The 21880-nt window shown below is 73.1% G+C and carries 26 protein-coding genes; 6 read left to right on the forward strand and 20 right to left on the reverse strand.

Annotated elements, in window-relative coordinates:
• Nucleotides 1–8: 8 nt before the first annotated feature.
• From ABFJ78_RS39470 to ligD (ABFJ78_RS39490), 5 genes are all read right to left on the reverse strand, one after another.
• Nucleotides 9–473, reverse strand: coding sequence for a GNAT family N-acetyltransferase (locus tag ABFJ78_RS39470; protein ID WP_436392562.1), 465 nt, complete (start codon nucleotides 471–473; stop codon nucleotides 9–11).
• A complete protein-coding gene (gene ligD / locus ABFJ78_RS39475) occupies nucleotides 470–1462 on the reverse strand; it encodes a non-homologous end-joining DNA ligase (protein WP_436392563.1) in 993 nt (330 codons plus the stop codon). The genes ABFJ78_RS39470 and ligD (ABFJ78_RS39475) overlap by 4 nt, the downstream gene beginning before the upstream one ends.
• A gap of 32 nt (nucleotides 1463–1494) precedes the next feature.
• Entirely contained in the window at nucleotides 1495–1914 is a 420-nt protein-coding gene (locus ABFJ78_RS39480) for a DUF6292 family protein (protein WP_436392564.1), read from the reverse strand.
• A gap of 56 nt (nucleotides 1915–1970) precedes the next feature.
• On the reverse strand, nucleotides 1971–2375 hold the full coding sequence (locus tag ABFJ78_RS39485) for an STAS domain-containing protein (protein ID WP_436392566.1): 405 nt from the start codon (nucleotides 2373–2375) through the stop codon (nucleotides 1971–1973).
• A 247-nt stretch (nucleotides 2376–2622) separates the two neighbouring features.
• Complete coding sequence (gene ligD / locus ABFJ78_RS39490; RefSeq protein WP_436392567.1) at nucleotides 2623–3564, reverse strand: non-homologous end-joining DNA ligase; 942 nt, start codon at nucleotides 3562–3564, stop codon at nucleotides 2623–2625.
• A 40-nt stretch (nucleotides 3565–3604) separates the two neighbouring features.
• Here ligD (ABFJ78_RS39490) and ABFJ78_RS39495 point away from each other — a divergent pair, with 40 nt between their 5' ends.
• Nucleotides 3605–3826 carry a hypothetical protein gene (locus ABFJ78_RS39495; RefSeq protein WP_436392568.1) on the forward strand — a complete coding sequence of 74 codons (222 nt, stop codon included), beginning with the start codon at nucleotides 3605–3607 and terminating at the stop codon, nucleotides 3824–3826.
• Between the two features lie 13 nt (nucleotides 3827–3839).
• On the opposite strand, the gene ABFJ78_RS39500 is transcribed toward ABFJ78_RS39495, so the two are convergent.
• The 3 genes from ABFJ78_RS39500 to ABFJ78_RS39510 form a co-directional block, all read right to left on the reverse strand.
• Nucleotides 3840–4571 (reverse strand): hypothetical protein, encoded by a 732-nt coding sequence (locus tag ABFJ78_RS39500; RefSeq protein ID WP_436392569.1) that lies wholly within the window; start codon nucleotides 4569–4571, stop codon nucleotides 3840–3842.
• Complete coding sequence (locus ABFJ78_RS39505; RefSeq protein WP_436392570.1) at nucleotides 4564–7581, reverse strand: DEAD/DEAH box helicase; 3018 nt, start codon at nucleotides 7579–7581, stop codon at nucleotides 4564–4566. The genes ABFJ78_RS39500 and ABFJ78_RS39505 overlap by 8 nt, the downstream gene beginning before the upstream one ends.
• Before the next feature lie 87 nt (nucleotides 7582–7668).
• Nucleotides 7669–9255, reverse strand: a complete 1587-nt coding sequence (locus ABFJ78_RS39510; protein WP_436392571.1) for an AMP-binding protein — start codon at nucleotides 9253–9255, stop codon at nucleotides 7669–7671.
• A gap of 218 nt (nucleotides 9256–9473) precedes the next feature.
• Here ABFJ78_RS39510 and ABFJ78_RS39515 point away from each other — a divergent pair, with 218 nt between their 5' ends.
• The gene (locus ABFJ78_RS39515) at nucleotides 9474–9887 is read left to right on the forward strand and encodes a cysteine/serine endopeptidase inhibitor (protein WP_436392572.1); all 414 of its coding nucleotides are present in this window, start codon (nucleotides 9474–9476) and stop codon (nucleotides 9885–9887) included.
• Nucleotides 9888–9936: 49 nt separating this feature from the next.
• On the opposite strand, the gene ABFJ78_RS39520 is transcribed toward ABFJ78_RS39515, so the two are convergent.
• The gene (locus ABFJ78_RS39520) at nucleotides 9937–10203 is read right to left on the reverse strand and encodes a hypothetical protein (protein WP_436392573.1); all 267 of its coding nucleotides are present in this window, start codon (nucleotides 10201–10203) and stop codon (nucleotides 9937–9939) included.
• Nucleotides 10204–10485: 282 nt separating this feature from the next.
• A complete protein-coding gene (locus tag ABFJ78_RS39525) occupies nucleotides 10486–11226 on the reverse strand; it encodes an ANTAR domain-containing protein (RefSeq protein ID WP_436392574.1) in 741 nt (246 codons plus the stop codon).
• A 92-nt stretch (nucleotides 11227–11318) separates the two neighbouring features.
• On the opposite strand from ABFJ78_RS39525, the gene ABFJ78_RS39530 reads away from it, so the two are divergent.
• Together ABFJ78_RS39530 and ABFJ78_RS39535 are read left to right on the forward strand one after the other, a co-directional pair.
• A complete protein-coding gene (locus ABFJ78_RS39530; RefSeq protein WP_436392575.1) occupies nucleotides 11319–12050 on the forward strand; it encodes a GAF domain-containing protein in 732 nt (243 codons plus the stop codon).
• Between the two features lie 7 nt (nucleotides 12051–12057).
• Entirely contained in the window at nucleotides 12058–13452 is a 1395-nt protein-coding gene (locus ABFJ78_RS39535) for a PP2C family protein-serine/threonine phosphatase (protein ID WP_436392576.1), read from the forward strand.
• Between the two features lie 93 nt (nucleotides 13453–13545).
• On the opposite strand, the gene ABFJ78_RS39540 is transcribed toward ABFJ78_RS39535, so the two are convergent.
• The 3 genes from ABFJ78_RS39540 to ABFJ78_RS39550 form a co-directional block, all read right to left on the reverse strand.
• Entirely contained in the window at nucleotides 13546–13737 is a 192-nt protein-coding gene (locus tag ABFJ78_RS39540) for a hypothetical protein (RefSeq protein WP_436392577.1), read from the reverse strand.
• Nucleotides 13734–14132, reverse strand: a complete 399-nt coding sequence (locus tag ABFJ78_RS39545) for an STAS domain-containing protein (RefSeq protein WP_436392578.1) — start codon at nucleotides 14130–14132, stop codon at nucleotides 13734–13736. The genes ABFJ78_RS39540 and ABFJ78_RS39545 overlap by 4 nt, the downstream gene beginning before the upstream one ends.
• 100 nt (nucleotides 14133–14232) lie before the next feature.
• The gene (locus ABFJ78_RS39550) at nucleotides 14233–14997 is read right to left on the reverse strand and encodes an ANTAR domain-containing protein (RefSeq protein WP_436392579.1); all 765 of its coding nucleotides are present in this window, start codon (nucleotides 14995–14997) and stop codon (nucleotides 14233–14235) included.
• A 223-nt stretch (nucleotides 14998–15220) separates the two neighbouring features.
• On the opposite strand from ABFJ78_RS39550, the gene ABFJ78_RS39555 reads away from it, so the two are divergent.
• Entirely contained in the window at nucleotides 15221–16153 is a 933-nt protein-coding gene (locus ABFJ78_RS39555) for a PfkB family carbohydrate kinase (RefSeq protein WP_436392580.1), read from the forward strand.
• 54 nt (nucleotides 16154–16207) lie between these two features.
• Here the strand turns inward: ABFJ78_RS39555 and ligD (ABFJ78_RS39560) are convergent, their stop codons facing one another.
• The 6 genes from ligD (ABFJ78_RS39560) to ABFJ78_RS39585 all read right to left on the reverse strand — a co-directional run bounded on the left by ligD (ABFJ78_RS39560) (nucleotide 16208) and on the right by ABFJ78_RS39585 (nucleotide 20587).
• Entirely contained in the window at nucleotides 16208–17785 is a 1578-nt protein-coding gene (ligD, locus tag ABFJ78_RS39560) for a non-homologous end-joining DNA ligase (RefSeq protein ID WP_436392581.1), read from the reverse strand.
• 17 nt (nucleotides 17786–17802) lie between these two features.
• Complete coding sequence (locus ABFJ78_RS39565) at nucleotides 17803–17949, reverse strand: hypothetical protein (protein ID WP_436392582.1); 147 nt, start codon at nucleotides 17947–17949, stop codon at nucleotides 17803–17805.
• Nucleotides 17946–18500 carry a hemerythrin domain-containing protein gene (locus ABFJ78_RS39570; RefSeq protein ID WP_436392583.1) on the reverse strand — a complete coding sequence of 185 codons (555 nt, stop codon included), beginning with the start codon at nucleotides 18498–18500 and terminating at the stop codon, nucleotides 17946–17948. Before ABFJ78_RS39570 ends, ABFJ78_RS39565 begins: the two co-directional genes overlap by 4 nt.
• A 52-nt stretch (nucleotides 18501–18552) precedes the next feature.
• A complete protein-coding gene (locus ABFJ78_RS39575; RefSeq protein ID WP_436392584.1) occupies nucleotides 18553–18738 on the reverse strand; it encodes a hypothetical protein in 186 nt (61 codons plus the stop codon).
• Nucleotides 18738–18926 carry a hypothetical protein gene (locus tag ABFJ78_RS39580; RefSeq protein WP_436392585.1) on the reverse strand — a complete coding sequence of 63 codons (189 nt, stop codon included), beginning with the start codon at nucleotides 18924–18926 and terminating at the stop codon, nucleotides 18738–18740. Before ABFJ78_RS39580 ends, ABFJ78_RS39575 begins: the two co-directional genes overlap by 1 nt.
• An 86-nt stretch (nucleotides 18927–19012) precedes the next feature.
• Nucleotides 19013–20587: a glycoside hydrolase family 13 protein gene (locus tag ABFJ78_RS39585; protein WP_436392586.1), complete on the reverse strand. Its 1575-nt coding sequence runs from the start codon at nucleotides 20585–20587 to the stop codon at nucleotides 19013–19015.
• Between the two features lie 26 nt (nucleotides 20588–20613).
• Here ABFJ78_RS39585 and ABFJ78_RS39590 point away from each other — a divergent pair, with 26 nt between their 5' ends.
• Nucleotides 20614–21405, forward strand: coding sequence for a class I SAM-dependent methyltransferase (locus ABFJ78_RS39590; RefSeq protein WP_436392587.1), 792 nt, complete (start codon nucleotides 20614–20616; stop codon nucleotides 21403–21405).
• 81 nt (nucleotides 21406–21486) lie between these two features.
• On the opposite strand, the gene ABFJ78_RS39595 is transcribed toward ABFJ78_RS39590, so the two are convergent.
• On the reverse strand, nucleotides 21487–21873 hold the full coding sequence (locus tag ABFJ78_RS39595; protein WP_436392588.1) for a hypothetical protein: 387 nt from the start codon (nucleotides 21871–21873) through the stop codon (nucleotides 21487–21489).
• Between the last annotated feature and the right edge of the window lie 7 nt (nucleotides 21874–21880).

The raw sequence follows: 21880 nt of genomic DNA on the forward strand, positions 1-21880 counted from the left end.
GACGGCGATCACAAGTCGAGCCGCAGCACGATCTCCCCGTGGTCGATCTCGCCGGTCGGCGCGAACCCGTACCTGCGGTAGAAAGCGCCGGGTCCGTCGTCGCCGGGCTGGTGGCTCGTGAGCAGTTCGGTCGCGCCGGCGGCCCGTACCAGCGCGACGACCTCGTCCAGGACGGCGCGGCCGATCCCGCGCCCCTGGTGCCGGCCGTCGACGAGCAGCCGCCACAGGAAGTACGGCCCGAGGATGCCGTCCCGCCCGGGCGGGACGTTCCAGCTGAGCATCACGAACGCCACCGGCTCGTCGCCGGAGTACACGGCCCGGTACCAGGGCTCGCCTTCGGGCGTCGTCACGGCGTCGTCGAGGGACTTCGCCACCGACGCCACGAACCGCTCCTGGCCGGGCCGCACGCGCAGGGCGCACACCGCGTCGCGGTTCGCGTCGGTGATCTCGACCAGGTGCACCGAGGTGGTCATCCCGCTCCCGTCGGCCGGGGCACGCGCACCTCGGCGGGGGTCCGGTCCGGGCGCAGGCCGCGCCAGGACGTGTGGCGCAGCCGCAGGTCCGGGGTGACGCGGCGGTAGACGACTTCGCCGACGAGGTCCGGCTCGACCCAGTGCGCGCCCCGGGCGCGGTCTCGCGGCACTTCGGTGCCGAACGGGCACTGCGTGCGGGCCAGTGGTGCCAGGACGTCGCGAAGGCGGTCGAGCGCCTCGTCGGTGAACCCGGTGCCGACGTCGCCGATGTAGACGAGCGCGCCGTCGTCGTCGTAGCCCCCGAGCAGCAACGCGCCGAGCGTGCCCGCGCGACGGCCGGCGCCGGTCCGCCAGCCGCCGACGACCACTTCGCGCGTCTGGGTCAGCGCGTGCTTGGTCCACAACGGCGACCGCGTGCCGGGCAGGTAAGGCGCGTCCAGCCGCTTCGCGACGACGCCCTCGATGCCGTGCTGGGCCGCCGTCGCCAGCAGCTGGTCCGGCGCGATGTCGGCACGGGAGTACCAGGGCGGGACGACGAGCCGGCCGTCGGCGGGCCGGACCAGCTCGGCCAGGAGCTCGCGACGCTGCTCGTACGGCCGGTCCAGCAGCGGCTCGCTCCCGATCCGCAGCAGGTCGAAGGCGAAGTAGACGACCGGGACCTCGGCGCGCAGCTTCGCCGTCGGCTCGTGCATGGCGCGGCGCTGCATCAGCTCGAACTCCGGGCGGCCGGCCGCGTTCAGCGCGACGACCTCGCCGTCGAGCACCGCCGGGTGCCCGCCGAGCGCGGGCGCGAAGACGTCCTGCAGCTCGGGGTAGCGGTGGGTGTGGTCGCTGCCGCTGCGGCTGGTGATCCGGGCTTCGCCGCCGGCCGCGACCCGGGCGCAGCCGCGGAAGCCGTCCCATTTCCACTCGTAGCCGTGCTGGTCGTCGTCCGGGAGCGTCCCGTCGACGGCCAGCATCGGCGCCACCGCGTCCGGCACCGTCCCCATCGCTCCAGTGTGGAGGATCGCCCCGCGTCGCGTCACCCGGCCGGCAGCAACGGCAGCAGGTCCTGGTGGCTGCCCGCGCGGCGCAGCACGGGTGAGCCGGGCCCGTCCGGTGCCAGGTCCCCGGCGCGCAGCGCGGCCAGGAACCGCACGACCACGCGCGACGGCGGGAGGATGTCGGCCCCGCCGAGGTAGGCGAGCACGATCATCTCCTCCCCGCACGCCGCCTCGACCGCGACGGCCCAGCCGTGCACCTCGTCCCACAGCAGCGCCACGTCGCGGTCGGGGTAGCGGCGCAGCCGCCAGTCCACCGCGACGTAGGCCGACACCGGGACGTCGACGTCCACGGTGCAGGACTCGAAGCCGAAGCCGAGCGCGCCCGCCACCTCGCCGAGGTACGCGCGCAGGCCGCGCTGGAACCAGAACTCGAGATCGGTGTCGATCAGGACGGACACCCGTTTCCTTTCTTCCCGGACCCCGCCGGGCACCGTGCCCGGCCGGTCGAAGCGGATCAGCCGGCCGCCGCCAGGGCGTCGGCCCGATCCCGGTAGCAGGAGAAGCCGGCGACGCCGGTCCCCCGCAGCAGCCGCCGGACCGCCGGGGTGCGCACCACCCACGCGACCGGGACGGCCAGCTCGTCCGCGCGGTGCTGCACCCGGTGCAGCGCCCGGAGGCCGGCGCCGGAGCAGAACGTCGTCCCGCCGAGGTCCACGACGAGCGCGCCGCCGCGCGCGAGTGCCATTTCCGCGCATTCGACAAAAGTGGCGACGGTCGCCAAATCGATGTCACCCACCACCACGAGAAGCGTGCACCGGTTACCGGGGAACGTCGTGGTCACCGAGAACGGCTCGCACAACGCTCCCGGCGACGAACGGCCGAAAGCACGCGAAAGCCGCGGCGGTTTCTGGATCTTCATGACCGGCTCCGGCGGCTCAGGACGAACGGTTACGGGTAGACCGTACCCACTCCGTCCACCTTGCCGCACAACAAGATCCGCCCGCCCGCCGGGGTGTGCAGCGACACAGCCGTCTGCACGTGCAAAAGTCCACAAGGGACGATCGAAATCGCCTGGTCGGGCGTGCGGTTTCGCAATTCCACCGAACCGTCCGACCGACACCCCCGGAACCGGGGTGTCCACACCGGAGAATTGCGGTTTCCGAAATTCAGCCGAATGCGGGAATCGCGGCGCGCGTCCGGCCCAGGTCCGCGAACAGGTCGCCGAGGTCGTCGACGCGCTCGAGCACCTCGCCGGCGGTGAAGCGCAGGTGCGAGACGTGCCGGCAGGCGCGCACCTCGTCCCACGTGACCGGGGTGGACACGGTCGGCTCGTCGCGCCCGCGCAGCGAGTACGGCGCGACCGTCGTCTTGAACGGGTTGTTCTGGCTCCAGTCGATGAAGACCTTCCCCGGCCGCAGGGTCTTCGTCATCCGCGCCACGACGAGGTCCGGCGTCTCGGCGGCGAGCCGGTCCGCAAGCGCCTTCGCGTACTGCGATGTTTCGCCGGGGTCCGTCGTCACGACGCCGGCGTAGAGCTGCATCCCCTTGGAGCCACTGGTCTTCGCGACGGGGGTGAGCCCGTCGGCGGTCAGCACGTCGTGCAGGCGCTCGGCGACACGGCAGCAGTCGACGACCGTGGCGCCGGGCCCGGGATCGAGGTCGAAGACGAGCCGGTCCGGCGTGCTCCGCTCGTCGTCGGCGTCGACGGTCCACTGGTGGACGTGCAGTTCGAGCGCGGCGAGGTTGGCCGCCCAGACGAGCTCGGGCAGGTCGTTGATCAACGGGTAGGCGACGACCTCGGAGTCCTTCCCGCGCCCGCCGACGGTCAGGCGCGCGGTGCGCACCCAATCGGGCGCGTGGCGCGAGACGTCCTTCTCGAAGAAGGAGCTGCCGGCGACGCCGTCAGGGAACCGCACGAAGGTCATGGCGCGGTCGCGGATGTGCGGCAGCAGCACCGGCGCGACGCGGGTGTAGTAGTCGAGCACCTCGCCCTTGGTGAAGCCGTGCCGCGGGTAGAGGACCTTTTCGAGGTTCGAGAGCGCGAGCTGCCGCTCGCCCACCCGCACCGTGATCCGGCTCCCCGCCACGCCGCCGACGATATCACCCATGGTTATGATGCACTTGTATCAACACCGGGAGGGGACAGTCGTGAAGTTCGACGTGCTGCAGATCGTGGGGGCGGTTTTGACGGTCCTGGGCGCCCAGGGCGCGATCCGGCTGCTGCTGGACCACGGCAACACCGGCCTGCTGACCTGGCTGGGGGCGGGGTTCGCCGGAACGCTGGTCTGCTCCGTGGTGGTGACGGCGGCCGGCGTCGTCCTGGCCGGCTGGGCGCACGACCGCGCCAAGGCGCTGGGGCGGCGGAAGTAGGGGCTCGCCGAAGCTAGGCGCCTTGCTCCTCGGCCAGCGCCCGGTACACCGGCCGGAGCAGCTCGGCGACGTCCTCGCCGCCCGCCGTGATCGTGAACGGCGGGGCCTGGTCCACCAGCGCGTCGACCGACGTCCGCGGCCCGTGCAGCGGCGCCGCGCCGCCCAGGCCGGGGGCCGCGCCGCAGTCGAAGAACGTGTCCATGACTTCGGTCAAGGCCGGCGACCGGTCGTCGGGATCGAGCGGCTCGGCGGAGATGAGCCGGTTCTTCAGCTCCTCGAGCAGCGCTTCGCGGTCCCGGCCGCGCAATGCGAGGACGGTGAACGGATCGTCGGCGACCCGCGCCACGAGCGCGGAGAACACCGCGTTCAGGTGGCCGCACGGCACCTCGGCGGCCGGGCAGGTGCAGTCCAGCGACACCTCCCACGCCGACGAGGGGAACAACGGCAGCCGGACCGCCTTGAAGACCTCTTCGACGTCTCGGGGCAGCTCGCCGCGGAGCAGCTGGACCGTGGCCGACGCCTTCGCGGCGAGCGCGTGCGTGATCGCCGCCCACTCCGTCTTCCCGAACGCCGTCAGGCCGATCCGCACCTGATAAGTCCGGCTGTCCCGCACCTCGGCGTCGACGCGCCCGGCGCCGACCGTCAAGGACCCGACGCGTCCCTCGCCGGGTGCGGGCAGCAGGATCCCGATCGCCGTCAACGCCCGCATGAACCGGGTCGGCCACCACGGAAGCGGCTCAGTCATCGATCGCCTCCTCCCCCAGGGTGAGCACCCCGCGCAGCGCGTCCGTGGACAGTTCGGTGAGCCAGCTGTCGCCTTCGCCGACGACCATGCCCGCGAGCGCGCGTTTCCTGGTGATCAGCGTGTCGATGCGTTCCTCGATGGTGCCCGGGCAGACGAATTTGCGGACCTGGACGGTGCGGCCCTGCCCGATCCGGAACGCCCGGTCGGTGGCCTGGTTCTCCACGGCCGGGTTCCACCAGCGGTCCAGGTGCAGGACCTGGCCGGCGGCGGTCAGCGTGAGCCCGGAGCCGCCCGCCTTGAGCGAGAGCAGGAGGATCCGCGGCCCGTCGCCGGCCTGGAAGCGTTCCACGATCGCGTCGCGCGCCCCTTTCGCCAGGCCACCGTGCAGAAACGCGACTTCGGCGCCGAGCCGGTCCGTCAGGTGGGGCACGAGCAGGTGGCCGAATTCGGTGTACTGCGTGAAGCACAGCACCCGATCGCCCGACGCCAGGATTTCCGCCAAGATCTCCTCGAGGCGGCTGACCTTGCCGGAGCGCTGCCCGATCGGGGAACCGTCGTGCAGCAGGTGCGCCGGGTGGTTGCAGACCTGCTTGAGCTTCGTGATCGCGGCGAGGATGTTGCCGCGGCGCTTGATGCCCTGGCTGTTCTCGATCTTCGTCATCATCTCGTCGACGATCGCGCTGTAGAGCGTGCCCTGTTCGCGGGTGAGCCGGTATTCCTGGCGGATTTCGATCTTTTCCGGGAGTTCGGGGACGATCGCGGGGTCCGTTTTCACCCGGCGCAGCAGGTACGGCTGCGTGAGGCGGCGCAGCGCGGCCGCCGTGGCGGTGTCGCCGCCGCGCTCGATCGGGGCCGCGAACCGCTGCCGGAACTCGAACCTGGTGCCGAGCAGCCCGGGGTTGAGCACGTCCAGCACCGACCACAGGTCCGCCAGCCGGTTTTCCACCGGGGTGCCGGTCAGCGCGAGCCGGTGCCCGGCCGGGAACCGCCGCACCGCCTTGGCCGTCGCGGTGTCGGCGTTCTTGATGGCGTGCGCTTCGTCGAGCACCAGGCGCCGCCAGGTGACCGTCTCGAGTTCGCCGGCGTCCCGGGTCGCGGTGGCGTAGGTCGTGACGACGAGGTCGGCCGCGGCGACCTGCTCGGCGAGCGCGTCCCCGTGCGCGCGGGCGCCGCCGTGGTGGGCGAGGACCCGCAGGCCCGGGGCGAAGGTCGCGGCCTCCCGCTGCCACATGCCGACCAGCGACATCGGGCACAGCACCAACGTCGGCCGGCGCTCGCCTGCCGCCCGCTCGACGGCCTCGAGCGCCAGCGTCTGGACGGTTTTGCCGAGGCCCATGTCGTCGGCCAGGCACGCACCGAGCCCCAGCGCCGCCATGAACGCCAGCCACGCGACCCCGCGCTGCTGGTAGGGGCGCAGCGTGGCGCGGAACGACGGCGGCAGCCCGACCGGCCGGAGCTCCTGGTGGACCCGGCCGGCCAGGACGTCCCCCACCCAGCCGTCGGCGCTGACCTCGGCGACCGGGAGCGGTGTCTCCTGCCCGAGCCGGACGAGCTCCAGCAGTTCGGCCGCGGTGGGGCGCTCGGTCTGCCGCCGCGGGTCGCGGCGGAGGAACTCGAGACCGGCGCGGAGCCGGTCGGCGTCGACGCTGATCCACCGGCCCCGCAGCCGCACCAGCGGTGTCTTCGCCGCGACGAGCTTCGCCAGTGTTTCCTGGCCGATTTCGTCGTCGCCCACCGCGATCGACCAGCGGAACGCGGCCAGCTCGTCGCGGCCGACGCGGCTGCGGGCGACGACCTGTTCCGACGGCGTGCTGCGGACGGACAGCCGCAGCCCCAGCCGGCGCCGGCCGTCCCAGGTGGCCGGGAGCTGCGCTTCGAACCCGGCCTCGATCAGCCGGGTCGCGCCCGAGGTGAGGAACTGTTCGGCTTCCTCGACGGTCAGGTCGTACTCGGACGGCTGGGTCCGGCGCAACGCCGGCGCGAGCATCGGTTCCACCAGCGCGGCCCGGCCCAGTTCGGCGACGAACAGCCCCTTCGGGTCTCTGACCAGCCCGTTCGCCTCACCGGACCAGATCTGCCCCGCCGACAGCAGCAGGCTCGGATCGGCCGTCGCCCGCAGGAGGAACTGCAGCTGCCACTTGGTGCCGTCGCCGGTCTGGTCGTCGGGATCGTCCTCGGCCGGCCGGCGCAGGGTGCCGGCTTCGGCCAGCCGGAAGCACGCCCGCCCGTCGACGACGTCGGTGTCGGCGACCTCGTCCCACTTCGCGACGGCGTCGGCCAGGACGCCGAGCTCATCCAGCGGCAGCTCGACGCGGGCGTCGCCGCCCTGCAACGCGGACAGCCACACCCCGGCCGCGCCCCGGCTCCCGCGCAGGTCGACGGGCGGATCCGCCCGCGCCAGCCGGTCCCGGACCGCAGTGTCGACCAGTGCGTGCAGGGCATCGGTGGCGAGCGCGCGCGGCGACGCCCCGGTGAGCGGCGCGATCTGCTCGGCCCGCCCGACCGGCGGCATGGCCTCGACCAGCGAGCCGAAGGCGACGAAGTCGACGCCTTGGAGCACGGGCCGCCAGCGGGCCTCCGCCGCGTCGCCCCGGCGGACCAACGTCGGTAGCACCCGGCCGCGCCGCACGAGATCCGCGGCCAGGCGGGCCACTGCCCGCAGGTAGCCGACCGACGAGCCGTACGAGGCCGAGTCGTCGAGGTCGTCCAGCTCGGTCGCGTCGACGATCAACGCCGGCACCGACCAGGGCCGCAGCGACGGCGCACGCCGGTGGGCGCCCGCCGTCGGCTCGGAGGAGGCGAGCGGCCGGTTCGCCCGCGACGGCAGCAGCAACGTCGCCGACGTGGGCTTGCCGGGATGCAGCGCGGTCAGCTGCGCGCTGGAGACCGCGAACGGATGCGGAAGGGCGATGTGCGCCGAGCGGCTAGACGTGCCGGCCGGGCGCCGGTCGTGCTCGGCCCAGAGCAGCAGACCCCGGCCCGGAGACCACAGAGCGTGCACCAAGGGCAAGGTCTGAGGCTCCTTCGTCCGATCCGGGTTCCCCGCAGATCGTCGCACGGCGGAGGTCGCCGCCGGAGACCACGCCACCGGCCGGGCTTACCGCCCCAGTCGGTCGCGGAGTACGTGCTTGCGGATCTTCCCGGAACCGGTCAACGGGAATTCGGTGACGAAACGCCAGATCCGGGGTGTCTTGTGGGGTGCGAGGTGCCGGCGCACGTGGGCGAAGAGTTCCGCTTCGCCGGCGGTCTCGCCGGGCGTGAGCCGGACGAACGCCGCGACCTGTTCTCCCCATTCGGGGTCGGGGGCGCCGACGACCGCGACCTCGTGCACGGCCGGGTGGCCGAGCAGGACGTTTTCGATCTCCCGGGGGTAGATGTTCTCGCCGCCGCGGATGATCATTTCCTTGACCCGGCCCTCGATGCGGAGGTAGCCGCGGTCGTCCATGGTGGCGAGGTCTCCGGTGTGCAGCCAGCCGGCCTGGTCGATGACCTCCGCCGTCTGGTCGGGCCGGCCGTGGTAGCCGGTCATGACGTGGTAACCGCGGGTGCACACTTCGCCGATCTCGCCGTGGGCGCGCACGTCGCCGGTGACGGGGTCGGTGATCTCGACCTCGCAGCCGGGCAACGGCTTCCCGAGCGTTTCCGCCCGGTCTTCGGGGCTGTCGTCCAGGCGGGTCATGGTGATCCCCGGTGAAGCTTCGGTCTGCGCGTAGATGATGCTCATCGGCACGCCCAGCGTGGCCTCGACGCGCCTGACCAGTTCGGGCGGGACGGTCGCGCCGCCGGCCAGGGCGTAGCGCACGGACGAGAAGTCGGTGCCGGCGAACCGCGGGTGGCCGAGCAGAGCCAGCAGCATGGTGGGGACCCCGCCGAACACCACCCCGCGTTCGGCTTCGATCAGTTCCAGCTGCAGCCCCGGGTCGAACCACGGCAGCAGGACCTGGGTGCCGAGCGAGGCCATCGGCGCCAGGGTGGCCAGCACGCACCCGGCGGTGTGGAACAGCGGCATCGGGTTGACGAACGCCTCGCCGGGCCGCATCTCCAGGGTCCGCGCGTAGGACAGCCGGGCGTTGTTGGTGATGCCGCGGTGGTGCAGGACCGCGCCCTTGGGGGTGCCGGTCGTGCCGGAGGTGTACTGGATCTGCGCCGGATCGCCCGGGTTGACCTCGGGCAGCACTTCGGTGGGGGACCCGGATTCGCGAAACGCCGGCCAGTCCTCGAAGAGGACCGTCTCCCGCAGGTGCGGGAGGCCGGGACGCACCCGGTCGAGCGTCTCCGCCATCGGGTTGCCGCGGTAGTCCGCCACCAGGAAGATGCCGGCCGCCTGCGACTGGCTCAGCACGTGCCGCAGCTCCTTCTCGCGCAGGGCGGGGTTCACGGTGACCAGCGTCGTGCCGGCGAGGGCCGCCGCCATTTCCAGCAGCACCCACTCGGGGATGTTGTGGGCCCACACCGCCACCCGCTCGCCCGGCCGGAACCGGCCGAGCAGCGCCCGAGCCGCTTTTTCGGCTTCCGACAACAGGTCGGAGTACGTCCAGCGGCGCCGGGCCCCGGGGTCGGGAACGCCTTCGACCAGCGCGGGCGCGTCGGGGCCTGCCTCGGCAGCCGCACGGAGGAGGGAGCCGACGGTCAGCTCGCGGACGGCGTCCGCGTCCACCGCGGGTGCGTAGGCCAGGTCCGGCATCGAAGCCCTCCTCGGGTCGCCAGTACGAATAGCCACCACACGACGGCGGTTTTCCGACGATTCCGCCCATTCCCGAAATCGCGGCAAATGATTTCACAGCGGAATCTTCCGGGCAAGCTTGTCAACGATGACAACAAATGTCGTCCGGACATTTTCCGGTCCTGGCGCGGTATTGCGCGAGTCGGTTAACATCTGCCGCCCCGAGGGAAAGGAACGGAATGCACAAGACCATCAAGTCGCTCGCCGTGCTGGCTGCCGCCGCCGCGCTTCCCCTGACGACGAGCGGGACGGCGTGGGCCGACATTCCCTTCGACCAGCCCATCAACGGGCGCGCCACCTACTACAACGACGCCGGCTTCGGTGCGTGCGGCACGCAGATCGACGCCGCCACGCAAATGCTCGTCGCCGCGCCCGCCGCGTACTGGACCACCGCCAACCCGAACAACGATCCGCTGTGCCAGGGCGTGTCCATCCGGGTCTCGTACAACGGCCGGACGATCACCGTGCCCGTGGCCGACAAGTGCCCGAGCTGCGACAGCGCGCACATCGACCTCAGCGCGCCGGCGTTCGCCCAGCTGGCCGATCCCGGTTCGGGCACCATCCCGGTGACCTGGACGTTCGTGCGCTCATGACGGCGACGACCGTGAGCTCACCGGCGACCCCGGCCACCGGCGGGGCTCGTCAGGTCGGGAAGAAGGCGGTGGGCAGCGGTCCGCGGAACTGCTCGGCGGTGAAGCCGAACCCGAACTCGTCCGCGAGCACAGCCAGAGCGACGACGAACTCGGTACGCGAATCACGCGGTGTCTCCCGGTCGATGAGACCGGCTTCCCGCAGCGGCTGCTCGAACCGCGCGGTCGCCTCACCGGCCAGGCCGTCGTAGGCCTGCCCGACCTCGAGGCCGAACTGCAGGCGGCCACGTGCGATGTGGCCGAGCCACCCTTGGCCCATGAAGTTCATCGTGGCGATCACCACGTCGGTCTCGGACGGGCTCGATCGCCGCCGTCCAGGCGCCTGACGCGGCCACCCGCAGACACGGCCGTCCGTCGTAGGCAGCTCCCGAGGGCGCCCAGCAGTCCTCGAGGCTCCGCAGTGTCGCCGATGCCGGGTCAAGGCCGAAGGCTGTGAAGACAGCGTCGACGTCGGCAGTGCGCACGAACGTGATCCGGCCGTCGTCTTCGAAGATCGTCGGGTGCCGCAGGACCCCACTGTCGTCTCGGTGCATCGATCCGATTAAACAGCCCCGCTGGAAACGACCCGCTCCACGAACCGCTCGGCGATCTCGCGCAGTTTCACGTTCTCCCGCTGCGACTGCTCGACCAACAGCGCGAAGGCGTCGTCCGCGCCGACCCGGCGGATCGCCATCAGCATGCCTTTGGCCTGGTCGATGACCGCGCGGGAGGTCAGCGCCGTTCGCAGGTGCTCGGCCGTCTCGCGGGCCGCCAGGTACCGGTGGTACACGCGGAACACCGCTTCCACCGCCGTCGTGTACAGCTCGAGCAGCTGCGCTTCGATCTCCTCGAAGCCGTCGTCCTGCCGGCCGTAGCAGTTCACCGCGCCCGTGTACTCCTCGTCCGCCACCAGCGGCGCCGCCAGGAAGCTCCCGAAGCCCGCTTCCCTGGCGCCGCTCGCGAACGACGGCCAGCGCTCGATCGCGTCGGTCACCGACGTGCGGACGATCTTGCCGCTGCGGACGGCCTCCAGGCACGGACCGTCGCCGAGGCGGTACTGGTCGGCGTCGAGCTCGCCCACGACGGCGGCGGTCGCGGACGCCGTGTGCGGCTCCTCGGCGCGCACCAGCGTGATGGATGCTTCGGCGACGCCCGGGACGGCGTGACACACCTGGAGACACACGTGCCGCAGCAGGATCCGGAAATCGTCTTCCTGCCGCAGGACGGCGGTGAGGGCCTCGAGCGCCCCGGTGACGTCGTCGAGCGACGGTGAGGCCGTCGTGGTGGGTTCCGGCAGTTTCACGTCCGCTCCTCCCGCTGGGGCGCTCCGGGTACCCACTTCGCGCCCGGCCATGTGCACGTTTGACCGCGGCCTCCCCTTGGTATTCAGCGGCCATGGCGACTGAGCGGGCGGACGGGCTGCCGCTGGACGGTGAGCTGGCGGTGGTCGCCGCGCGCATGTCGGGGCTGCTGCTGTCGCGCGAGACCGTCGACTCGGTGCTCGAACTGGTCGTCTCGCTCGCGGGGAAGACGATCGCCGGCGCGGCCGGCGCCGGGGTGACGCTCGTCGACGACGAAGGCCAGCCCGCCACGACGAGCGCGTCGAGCCCGCTGGTGCGCGACGCCGACACCCTGCAGTACGAGCTCGGCGAGGGCCCCTGCATGGCCGCGCTCGCGGAGTGCTCGCCGATGCGGATCGACGACGTGACCACCGATCGGCGCTGGCCGCGGTGGTGCGCCGCGGCCGGCGCGGCCGGGCTGCGCTCGGTGCTCACCACCCCGCTCATCGCCGGGGACCGCTGCCACGGCGCCATCAAGATCTACGCAACGACCGCCGGCGCGTTCAGCGAAGCCGACGAGCGGACGCTGGCGTCGTTCGCCGCCCGCGCCGCCACGCTGGTCGCCAACGCCCGCGCCTACGAGCGGGCGAGCCGCTTCAGCGAGCAGTTCAAGCACACCCTGCGCGACCGCGACCTGGTCACCATGGCGAAGGGGTTCCTGATGGGCCGCGACGGCCTCGACGAGGACGCCGCGTTCGACCGGCTGCTGTCGCTGGCCCGCGCGGACGGCCTCAGCCCGGCCGAAGCCGCCACCGGCTTGCTCACGCCGGTGCCGCGGGGAAGGTGAGCCGCCCATGCACTTTCTGCCCGAGGACGAACAACAACGGCTGCTCACCGCCTGCTTCCCCCGCAGCGGCCTGACCCTGGAACAGCTGTGGATGCGCTACTTCGCGCTCGGCGGCAGCCAGAGCCTGCTGGAGCTGGACGCCTACCTCAACGGCCTGACCACGCTGCCCCGCGTCGACCGCGACATGCTCGCCCACGCCGTCAACGAGCGGCTCGACGAGCTGGCCGGGCCGCCCCGCGCGCCCTACAGCCACTCGGTCCGCGACGGGAAGCCGTTGCACGGCCCGCTGAAGGCGCTCGTCGATCTCCTCGAAGGCGCCCATCGGGCACCGCCCGAGCGGCTGCCCGCCGTCGTCGCCGCGGCCGGCCGCGCGCTCGACCTGCGGATCGGCCTGTACCTCGCCGACTACGACCAGCGGACGCTCGTGCGCGCCGACTCGGCCGCGGAGCTGGACATCGACACCACCGTCGCCGGCGACGTCTTCCGCCGCGCCGGGACCGCGGTGACGCGGGACGACCCCGGCCCCACCCTGTGGACGGTGCTGCTCGACGGCGTCGAGCGGCTCGGCGTGCTGGAGATCGTCCCCACCGACGACGCCGACCCCGACGACCCTGTGCTGCGGGAGCAGTGCCGGTGGCTGAGCACGCTGCTCGGGCACCTCGTCACGGTCACGACCCAGTACGGCGACGGTCTCGACGTCCGCCGCCGCCGGCGCCACCGCGGGTCCCCCGCCGAGCTGCTGTGGCAGAGCCTGCCGCCGCTGACCGGCGCGACCGAGAGCGTGGTCGTCGGCGCGAGCGTCCAGCCGGCGTACGACCTGTGCGGGGTCGTGTTCGACTACGCGCTCTCGGAACGGTGGGCGCGGCTGGCCATGTTCGACGCCGGCCCGCACACGGGCGACGCGAGCTATGCGGTGGTGAACGCGCTGGCGGCCTACCGCGCGGCGCGGCGTGACGGGGCGACGCTGGACGAGCAGTACACGGCGGTCGGCCGGCGGCTGGCCGGGTCCGGCGCGGCGGTCACGGGGGTGGTCGCGGAGCTCGACCTGGTGACCGGCGTGGTGCGCTGGCTCGACGCCGGTCACCCACCCCCGCTGATCCTCCGCGGCGACGCCGTGCTGCCGGAAACGGGCACGGTGGCGACCGGGTTCGAAGCTCCACCGCGGGCCACGGAAGCGCGGCTCCGCCCCGGCGACGTGCTCGCGCTGTACTCGCCCGGTCTGGCCGGCGCGACGGACCGGATGGGGACGCCGTTCGGGCGGGAGCGGGTGGCGGGGTGCCTGGCGGGCGGGACGCTGCCGCCGGAGACCGCGCGCTTGCTGACGCAGGCGGTCGTCGCGCACGCCGGCGGGGAGTTGAGGTCCGACGCCGGGGTGCTGGTGGCCCGCTGGCTCCCGCGCTGAGCGAGGCGGGTACCGAGGAGCACCTGCTGTAGTGAATGACTCATTCCTGTCGCCAGGCGACAGGAATGAGTCATTCACTACATCGGGACCGGATCAGGAACCGCGGCGGTCGGCGACCACGGCCGAGATGATGTCGTCCAGCGTCCGCGTGGGCGAGAAGCCGATCTGCTGGTTCGCCCGTGTGCAGTCCGGGATCCGGCGCTGCATGTCCTCGTACCCGTCGCCGTAGGCCTCCTCGTACGGGACCTTCGCGATCGTGCTCGCCGAGCCCGTCGCCGCGATCACGCGNAGGCCGTGTCCCGCACCCCCGCGGCCAGCAGCTCGCGCAGCGCGTCCGACAACGACGCGAACATCGGCACCACCGCCGCCAGCCCCGTGATCCGGAACAGCCGGGCCAGCGTGCGGCTGTTCGCCACCACCCCGAACCGCCCGCCCTCCGTGCTCGCGAGCTGCGCGGCGGCCGCCAGGGCGCGGGCGCCGGCCAGGCCGAGGAACGCCACCTGCGTGAGGTCGACCACCGTGGTCCCCGGTGGGGACGCCGCCAGCTCGCGTTCCAGGATCGGCAGGGTCAGGGCGTCGATCTCGCCGGCGAAGGTCAGCACCAGCAGACCGGGGCGATACTCCGTACGGCGCGCCGTGAGCGGCGCGGACCGGGTGGGGACCGGGGACGTGGGGGACACGGGTTCGGCAGGCCTTCCGCGCCGGCGTCCGGGGCCGGCGTCGCGGGTGGGGTGATCAAGGTCGGGGTCTTGATACCCAAACCGCCGGAACGGAAACGCCCTATTCCGCGGTGAACGCCGACCAGAGCCGTTCGGCCGCGTGCCGGGCCGGGGCGCCGGGGCGGATCTCGGGGGCGCCGCCGGGCCCGGGCGCGCGTCCGCCGCCGACGTGCTCGACCAGCGCGACGGCCAGCTCGCGGACCTTCACGTTGAACTCCTGGCTGGCCCGGCGCAACGTCTGCCAGGCCTCGTCCGGGGCGCACCGCCGGACCGCCATGACCACGCCTTTCGCCTGCTCGATGGCGGCGCGGGAGGCCAGCAGATCCAGCGTCTGGTCCGGGTCGCCCAAGGTGGCGGTCTCGGCGACCACCAGGGTCGTCTCGGTGAGCTTCTCGTAGCGCCGCAGGACGCTCAGGACTCCGGCGTCGAGCGGCCGGTCGAACACCGCCGACAGCACGAACGCGCCGGTGTCCTCCCAGAGGCCGGGCAGTGCGGCCGCGCCGTGGATCGCGGCGAGCTCCGGGCGGCCCGTGACGGCACCGGAAAGCCCGGGCCAGCGTTCGTCGGCGAAGAGGTCGTCGGTGGTCACCGGCTCACCGGTGGCGGCCGCGACGGCGACCGGGCCGCCCTCCGCCAGCGAAACGGGCAGCAGGCCGGCGGCGACGCCCGCGGCCGCCAGCACCCGCGGCGGGCGGCCGCCCTGCCCCACCGTGAGTCCCGCGCCCAGGCACCCCGGCAGCTCGGCGGTGATCCGCTCGAGCAGCGCGCCCAGCAACTCGGTCAGCGGTCTCCACCGGTCCGCCGCGTTCACCAACGTCTCGGTCACCCGAACCTCGCTTCCACCCGTGTCCTCGTCTCCCTGATTTACCCGGAGACGAGGCGATCCACCTCCGGGACGCGGGCGAACCGGTACCGCCGTCCGGGGGAACGGCGGATCACCCGGTGACGGCGGCCGCGCGACCCGAACGTGCGGTTTACCCACCGCGCGGAACCGGGTAGCCGATCTACGCCAACCGAGGAGGCGCCATGACCGACCGGCGGTACCGGTGATGTACAGCGAAGTCGTGGTCGTCGGGCAGATCGCCCGCGACCTGGTGGTCGAGGTCCCGGACGCGCCCGGCGCCGACTCCTCGGCGCCGGTGAAGCACCGGAAGGAGATGCTCGGCGGGAAGGGCGCCAACCAGGCCGTCGCGCTGAGCCAGCTCGGCGTGGCCGTGTCGCTGGTCGGCGTGGTCGGCCGGGACCGCACCGGCGACGCCCTGCGCGCGCAGGCCCGCGCCGACCGGATCGGCACGTCGCACGTGGTCCGCCGGCCGGGCACCGAGACGGCTCTGCTCATCGACGTCGTCGACGCCCACGGCCGCCGCCGCTACCTCGAGCACGTCCCGGAGGGGACGCTGGTGACCGAGACCGACGTCTTCGCCGCGTCCGCGCCGATCTCGGCGGCGAGCTCGCTGATCGTCCAGCTGCAGCAGCCGGCCCCGGCGGCGCTGCTGGCGGCGCGGCTCGCGCACACCGCGGGCACGCGGGTCGTGCTGGACGGGGCACCCGAAGACCGGGCCGACGAGCTGCTCGCGCTGGCCGACGTCGTGCGCGCCGACGGGCACGAAGCCGAGCTGCTCACCGGCCGGCCGGTGGACGACGTCGCGAGCGCGGCCCGCGCGGCGGCCGACCTGCGGGACCGCGGGCCGTCGCTGGTCGTGCTGGAGGTGGCCGGGCAGGGGAACCTCTTCGCGGGCCCGGCGGAGTCGTGGTTCGTGCCGCATGTGGAGACCGAGGTCGTCGACCCGACCGGCGCGGGCGACGCGCTGGTCGCGACGCTGACGGCGGCGCTGACCCGCCGCCGCCCGCTGGAGACGGCGGCGTGCCTGGCGGTGGCGGCCGCCGCGGCGACGACCGAGCACGCGGGCGGCCGGCCGCACCTGTCCCGCCCCGACCTCGACCGGCTGCAGCCCCGGAAGCTCGAGACCGTCCACGCCTGACCCCTCTCGTGAGTGCGTAACAGTGTTAGAGCACTGTTACGCGCTCACGAGCCCTTACAGGCCCGGCAGCTTCTGCTCGATCCCGAGCAGCACCGCGAACGGGTCGCCGTGCTTCGCCAGCCGCTCCGGGACGTCCCGGATCGTCCAGCGGTCCGGGGTGAGGCCGTCGTCGTCCAGCTCGGCCCACTCCAGCGGCACCGACACCGGCGCGCCCGGCCGCGGGCGCACGCTGTACGGCGCCACCAGGGTCTTGTTCAGCACGTTCTGCGTGTAGTCGAGCCGGGCCCGGCCCCGGCGCTTGTCCTTCGACCACGCCCAGCTCACCAGGTCCGGCAGCACCCGCCCGATCGTCTTCGACACGGTTTCCGCCCACTCCCGCGTCTGCTCGAACGTGCAGTGCGGCGCGATCGGCACCCACACCTGGATCCCGCGCTGCCCGGTCACCTTCGGCCGCCCGGTCAGGCCCAGGTGCTCCAGCGCCGTGCGGTGCAGCCGCGCCAGTTCCAGGACCTCGGCGAACGATGTCTCCGGGCCCGGGTCGATGTCGAACAGCACCCACGTCGGGTGGTCGACGTCGGCGGCACGCGACGTCCAGGCGTGCAGCTCCAGGGCGCCGTAGTTCGCGAGCCACGCCAGCGTCGCGACGCTGTCCGCCACGACGTACCGCTGGCTCTCCCCCGCCGCGGCGCGCTCGTTGCGCCACGTCGTCAGCCACTCGGGCGCGTGCTTGGGAACTTCCTTCTGCCAGAAGCCGGTCTCGGTGACGCCCTGCGGGAAGCGGTGCGTGTTGAGGGGCCGGCCCGCCAGGTACGGCAGCATGACCGGGCCCGCGGTGACGTAGTAGCGGATCAGGTCCCGCTTGGTCACCGGCTCACCGGCCCCAGCCGGCGGGAAGAGGACCTTGTCCAGGTTGGTCAGCGACAGCTCGCGGCCGGCGACCGACCACTTGCCCTTGGCGCCGAGGTCGTCGAGGGCCGCCAGCTCGTCGTCGGTGGCGGCGGTGAACCCGACGGTCTCCTCCGCCTGCGCGGCCGGCCGGTCGCCGTGCCACAACGCGCCGGGCGCGGCTGCCACCTCCTCGTTCGTGCGGCCGCTCTTCACCGAGCGCGGGTGGTTCTCGGCGTCCCAGCCGGCTTCGGCGTGGTCGTCCTCCTTGTGCAGGAGGAACCACTGGTCCTTCTCGCCGCGGTTGGTGCGGACGAGCACGAACCTGCCGGCCAGTTTCTCGCCGTCGAGGTCGAAGTGCAGAGTGCCGTCCTCGATCGCCTTCGCCGGGTCCGCGTCGACCGGCCGCCACTCGCCACGGTCCCAGACGATGACGTCCCCGCCGCCGTATTCGCCGCGCGGGATCACCCCTTCGAAGTCGGCGTACTCGATCGGGTGATCTTCGACGTGCACGGCCAGCCGGCGGGCCTTCGGGTCCAGCGTCGGGCCCTTCGGCACCGCCCAGCTGACCAGCACGCCGTCGAGCTCCAGCCGGAAGTCGTAGTGCAGGCGGCGGGCGCGGTGCCGCTGCACCACGAACCGGTGCCCTCCCGGCCCGCCCGCGGCCCCGCCGGCCGGCTCGGCGGTCCGGCCGAAGTCACGCATCTCCTGGTAGCGCCGCAGTTTGCGGGCGGAACCGTCTGCCATGCCGAAGGGGTACCCACTCAGTCCGGCGACGACCAGGGCGGGTTCTTCTTCGCCAGCTCCTGGTACTCCTCGACTTCCTGCGGCGTCGGGTCGAGCCCGGCCTCCTCCGCGAACTCCTCCGGGTCCCGGGGCGCTCGAGGTTCTTCGGACGTTACGGCCCTCACCGCCCCAGCGCGCCGCGGATGAGGTCGCGCGCCCGGTCGATGATCGCCGCGGGCGGGCCCAGCACCAGGTTCGCCGTCGCGCTCTCGACACCTGGGTGCGGCCGGGTCGGTCCGACGGCTTCGGCCAGCTTGGCGGTCGCGGCCATGGCGCGCAGCCGCTCCGGCGGCCGGTGGGCGCGCAGCAGCGGGAACTCCTCGCGCTCCTCGTGGTCGGCGTGCGCGAGGACGTCGTCGCGCAGCTGGACGAGCAGCGTGTCGAACCCGTCGGCGCCGGGCCCCATCTTCTGCAGGGTGGTCAGCAGTTCCTTCGCGCGGTGCTCCTCGCCGAGCCGCGCGTCGACGACCGGCCCGGCCGCGGGCTCGAGGTCCCGGATCTCCGGGTGCACCACCAGTTCTTCCGCCGTCTCGTGCACGGCCAGCAGCCGCACGAGATCGGCGAACACCTCCCGCCGCCGGTCGTCCTCGGCGGTTTCCAGCGCGGCAAACAGCTCCCGGATTTCGCGGTGCTGCCGCTGCAGCAGTTCGATGACGTCCTCGTCGTGGTCGGGCACGGAAAGCCTCCTCGTCGGTGGTGTGGGAGAGGCTTTCCCGGTCGCGGCCCGCTTACTCGTGCCGGTCGCCCACCGTGAGCCACAGCACGCCGGCGACGATCAGCGCGATCCCCGCGACCGTCCACCACGACCACCACGTGAAGAACGCGACGACCAGCCCGACGGCGAGCAGCACGCCCCCGCCGACGGAGGCGGTGTCGTCGTTGCCCGCGCGCGAAAACCCGCCGGCGACGGCCATCAGCCCATCCTCCCGTCGACGGCGGCCACGACCAGCGCCGCGCACCGCGCCACCGTCAGGCCTCTCTCCTGGGCCATCGCCTTCAGGGCGGTCTGCGCGGCGGGACGGCTCATGCCTTGGGCCGCAAGGACTTCCAGCGCCAGGCCGACGACGTCGGTGGCGGGCGGGGCGGCGGATCGGACGGGCATCGGACGACCTCCGGCTCGAAACGGCGGCAGCGAACGCGACCGGGTACCCGGCCGCTACGGAGTCAAACCCGCCGGGTGACGTCGCTTCACCTCCTGGCGAGCCACACCGCGGCGTCCGGCGGCACCTTGCCGTCATCGAGCGGCACGCTGGACAGCAGAACCCGGTCGCCGGCCGGGAGTTCGACCGGTTCCGCCGACAGGTTGGCCACGCACCCGAAGCCCGGTTCCCGCGTGAAGGACAGCACGCCGGGAGAAGAGGGCATCCACGTCAGCGTCCCGTCCCCGAGCGCCGGGTTCGCCCGGCGCTCGGCCAGCGCGGCCCGGTACAGGCTGAGCATCGACGCGGGATCGCCCGCCTGCGCCTCGGCCGTCGCCGTCCGCCAGTGCTCCGGCTGCGGCAGCCACGTCCGCACGCCGTCGGGTGCGAAACCGAACGGCGGCTCGGAGCCCGACCACGGCAAGGGGACCCGGCAGCCGTCGCGGCCGCGGCGCGTGTGGCCCGAGCGTTCCCACGTCGGGTCGGCGAGCACGCCCTCCGGCAGGTCCTGGACTTCCTCCAAGCCCAGCTCCTCACCCTGGTACAGGTACGCGCCGCCGGGCAGGGCGAGCATGAGCAGCAGCGCCGCCCGGGCCCGCTGCCGGCCACGCGCGAGGTCGCCGTCGGGCGCGAACCGCGTCACGTGCCGGACGACGTCGTGGTTGGACAGCACCCACGTCGCGGGCGCGCCGACGGCGTGCAGTGCTTCGAGGGTCCGGTCGACGACCTCGCGCAGCGCGCCCGCGTCCCAGTCGCAGCGCAGGTAGTCGAAGTTGAACGCGGTGTGCAGCTCGTCCGGGCGCACGTACCGGGCCAGGCGGTCCGGCCGGTCGACCCACGCCTCGGCGACGAACACGCGGTCCGGGCCGAACTCGCCGGCGATCTTCCGCCAGGCGCGGTAGATGTCGTGGACGCCGTCGAGGTCCCAGTGCGGGTGCGCGGCGCGGTCCGGCGGCTGTGCGATCTCCTCGTCGTCGGCGCCGAGGTCGGGGAAGGCCGGGTCCTTGAGCAGGCCGTGGGCGACGTCGATGCGGACGCCGTCGACACCGCGGGAGAACCAGAACCGCAGCAGCTCCTCGAAGTCGGCGCGGACTTCCGGGTTGTCCCAGTTGAGGTCGGGTTGCTCCGGGGCGAACAGGTGCAGGTACCACTCGCCGTCGGCCGCCCGCGTCCAGGCCGGCCCGCCGAAGACGCTGCGCCAGTCGGTCGGCGGGAGCTCGCCGTCGGGGCCGCGGCCGGGCCGGAAGTGGTAGCGGGCGCGTTCGGGCCCGCCGTTCAGTGCCGCCCGGAACCAGGGGTGGCGGTCGGAGGTGTGGTTCGGGACGACGTCGATCAGCAGCCGCAGCCCGGCCCGGTGCGCCTCGGCGACGAGGTCCAGGACATCGGAATCGGTGCCGAAGAGCGGGTCGGGGGTCCGGTGGTCCTCGACGTCGTAACCGCCGTCGACCATCGGCGAGCGGTACCACGGGGTGGTCCACACGGCGTCGACGCCGAGGTCGGCGAGGAAGCCCAGGCGCGAGCGCAGGCCCGCGAGATCCCCGGTGCCGTCCCCGTCCGCGTCGGCGAAGCTGCGTACGTAGACCTCGTAGACGACGGCGTCGCGCCACCAGTTCGCGGAGTCCATGACACCCGAGTATCTACGCTGGGCGCGTGGCTGAGGTGTGGGAGTGGGATCCGTCCCTCTATTCGGGCAGTGCCGGGTACTACACGCGGGGTCGCGCCGCGTATCCCCCGGAACTGGCCGAGGCGTTCGTGGCGGAGCTGGGCCTGGACGGGTCGGGGCGCCTGCTCGACGTCGGCTGCGGGCCGGGGTCGCTGACGTTGCTGCTGGCCGGCTCGTTCGAGGAGGCCGTCGGGCTCGACGCCGACGAAGACATGCTCGCGGAAGCGCGGCGGCTGTCCGAGGGCTGCCGGTGGGTGCACCGGCGCGCGGAGGAGCTACCGGCCGGCCTGGGCCGGTTCCGGCTGGTGACGTTCGCCCAGTCGTTCCACTGGTTCGACCGGCCGAGAGACGCCGCGGCGGTGCGCGGAATGCTGGAACCGGGCGGGGTCTGCGCCCACGTGCACGCGGCGACCCACGAGGGTGCCGGATCGGTGCCGCGCGCGGAGATCACCGAGCTGGTGCGGGAGTACCTCGGATCGGTGCGCCGGGCCGGGCAGGGAACGTTGCCGCGGGGAACGCCGGGCGGCGAGGCGGAGATCTACCGCGGCGCGGGCTTCCACGGACCGCGACGGTTCACGGTCCCGGGGCGGGTGGTCACGCGGACGGTGGACGAGGTGGTGGCCGGGGTGTTTTCGCTGTCCAGCTCGGCGCCGCACTTGTTCGGTGAGCGCCGCGCGGAGTTCGAGGCCGGGCTGCGCGAGCTGCTGGAGCGCGCGAGCCCGGCCGGGGTGTTCACCGAACGGCTGAGGGAGATCGCGGTCGACCTCTGGGAGCCGTGATCGCCGGGCCGGCTGCTCGGCCACCGCCGCCGCCTCGCAACCGCCGGAGACCCGCGGTCGACCTCCGCGAGCCTTACCGGCTCACCAGGGGTTGTTGTCGAAATCGTCGTCGGACTCCGCCGCCCGTGCTCGGCGCGCCCGCCGCGGTGCCTCGTCCCGCGCCGACGGCGGCGGTGCGGCCGACGGCGCGAACGGCGATGCCCCACCGGGCTCGCCGCCGAACGCGTCCGTGTCGAACGCCGACGGCGGTTCCGTGCCGCGGTCCGTGCTCCAGCCCGACTTCGTCTTGCGCTGTGCCATCTCGCGCACGTGCTGGACGTACCGCTCGGCCGCCTGGACCTGCTTGGTCATGTACTCCTGCGACCGGGCCTTGATCTCCTCGCCCCGCTGCTCGCGCAGCGCGCGCCGCTCGGACTGTTCGCGCACCAGGCCGGCCAGCTCGGCTTTCATCGCGGCGATGTCGGTCATGGGTCCT

Origin of the sequence: Amycolatopsis sp. MEPSY49, from assembly GCF_051337345.1 — a bacterium.
In the GTDB taxonomy this organism is placed as follows: domain Bacteria; phylum Actinomycetota; class Actinomycetes; order Mycobacteriales; family Pseudonocardiaceae; genus Amycolatopsis.

Bases quoted from the DNA above. Each gene is read 5' to 3' on its own strand.
- ABFJ78_RS39470 (WP_436392562.1), bottom strand. From the start codon at position 473: ATGACCACCTCGGTGCACCTGGTCGAGATCACCGACGCGAACCGCGAC.
- ligD (WP_436392563.1), bottom strand. From the start codon at position 1,462: ATGGGGACGGTGCCGGACGCGGTGGCGCCGATGCTGGCCGTCGACGGG.
- ABFJ78_RS39485 (WP_436392566.1), bottom strand. From the start codon at position 2,375: ATGAAGATCCAGAAACCGCCGCGGCTTTCGCGTGCTTTCGGCCGTTCG.
- ligD (WP_436392567.1), bottom strand. From the start codon at position 3,564: ATGGGTGATATCGTCGGCGGCGTGGCGGGGAGCCGGATCACGGTGCGG.
- ABFJ78_RS39500 (WP_436392569.1), bottom strand. From the start codon at position 4,571: ATGACTGAGCCGCTTCCGTGGTGGCCGACCCGGTTCATGCGGGCGTTG.
- ABFJ78_RS39510 (WP_436392571.1), bottom strand. From the start codon at position 9,255: ATGCCGGACCTGGCCTACGCACCCGCGGTGGACGCGGACGCCGTCCGC.
- ABFJ78_RS39515 (WP_436392572.1), top strand. From the start codon at position 9,474: ATGCACAAGACCATCAAGTCGCTCGCCGTGCTGGCTGCCGCCGCCGCG.
- ABFJ78_RS39520 (WP_436392573.1), bottom strand. From the start codon at position 10,203: ATGGGCCAAGGGTGGCTCGGCCACATCGCACGTGGCCGCCTGCAGTTC.
- ABFJ78_RS39530 (WP_436392575.1), top strand. From the start codon at position 11,319: ATGGCGACTGAGCGGGCGGACGGGCTGCCGCTGGACGGTGAGCTGGCG.
- ABFJ78_RS39535 (WP_436392576.1), top strand. From the start codon at position 12,058: ATGCACTTTCTGCCCGAGGACGAACAACAACGGCTGCTCACCGCCTGC.
- ABFJ78_RS39555 (WP_436392580.1), top strand. From the start codon at position 15,221: ATGTACAGCGAAGTCGTGGTCGTCGGGCAGATCGCCCGCGACCTGGTG.
- ligD (WP_436392581.1), bottom strand. From the start codon at position 17,785: ATGGCAGACGGTTCCGCCCGCAAACTGCGGCGCTACCAGGAGATGCGT.
- ABFJ78_RS39575 (WP_436392584.1), bottom strand. From the start codon at position 18,738: ATGGCCGTCGCCGGCGGGTTTTCGCGCGCGGGCAACGACGACACCGCC.
- ABFJ78_RS39580 (WP_436392585.1), bottom strand. From the start codon at position 18,926: ATGCCCGTCCGATCCGCCGCCCCGCCCGCCACCGACGTCGTCGGCCTG.
- ABFJ78_RS39585 (WP_436392586.1), bottom strand. From the start codon at position 20,587: ATGGACTCCGCGAACTGGTGGCGCGACGCCGTCGTCTACGAGGTCTAC.
- ABFJ78_RS39595 (WP_436392588.1), bottom strand. From the start codon at position 21,873: ATGACCGACATCGCCGCGATGAAAGCCGAGCTGGCCGGCCTGGTGCGC.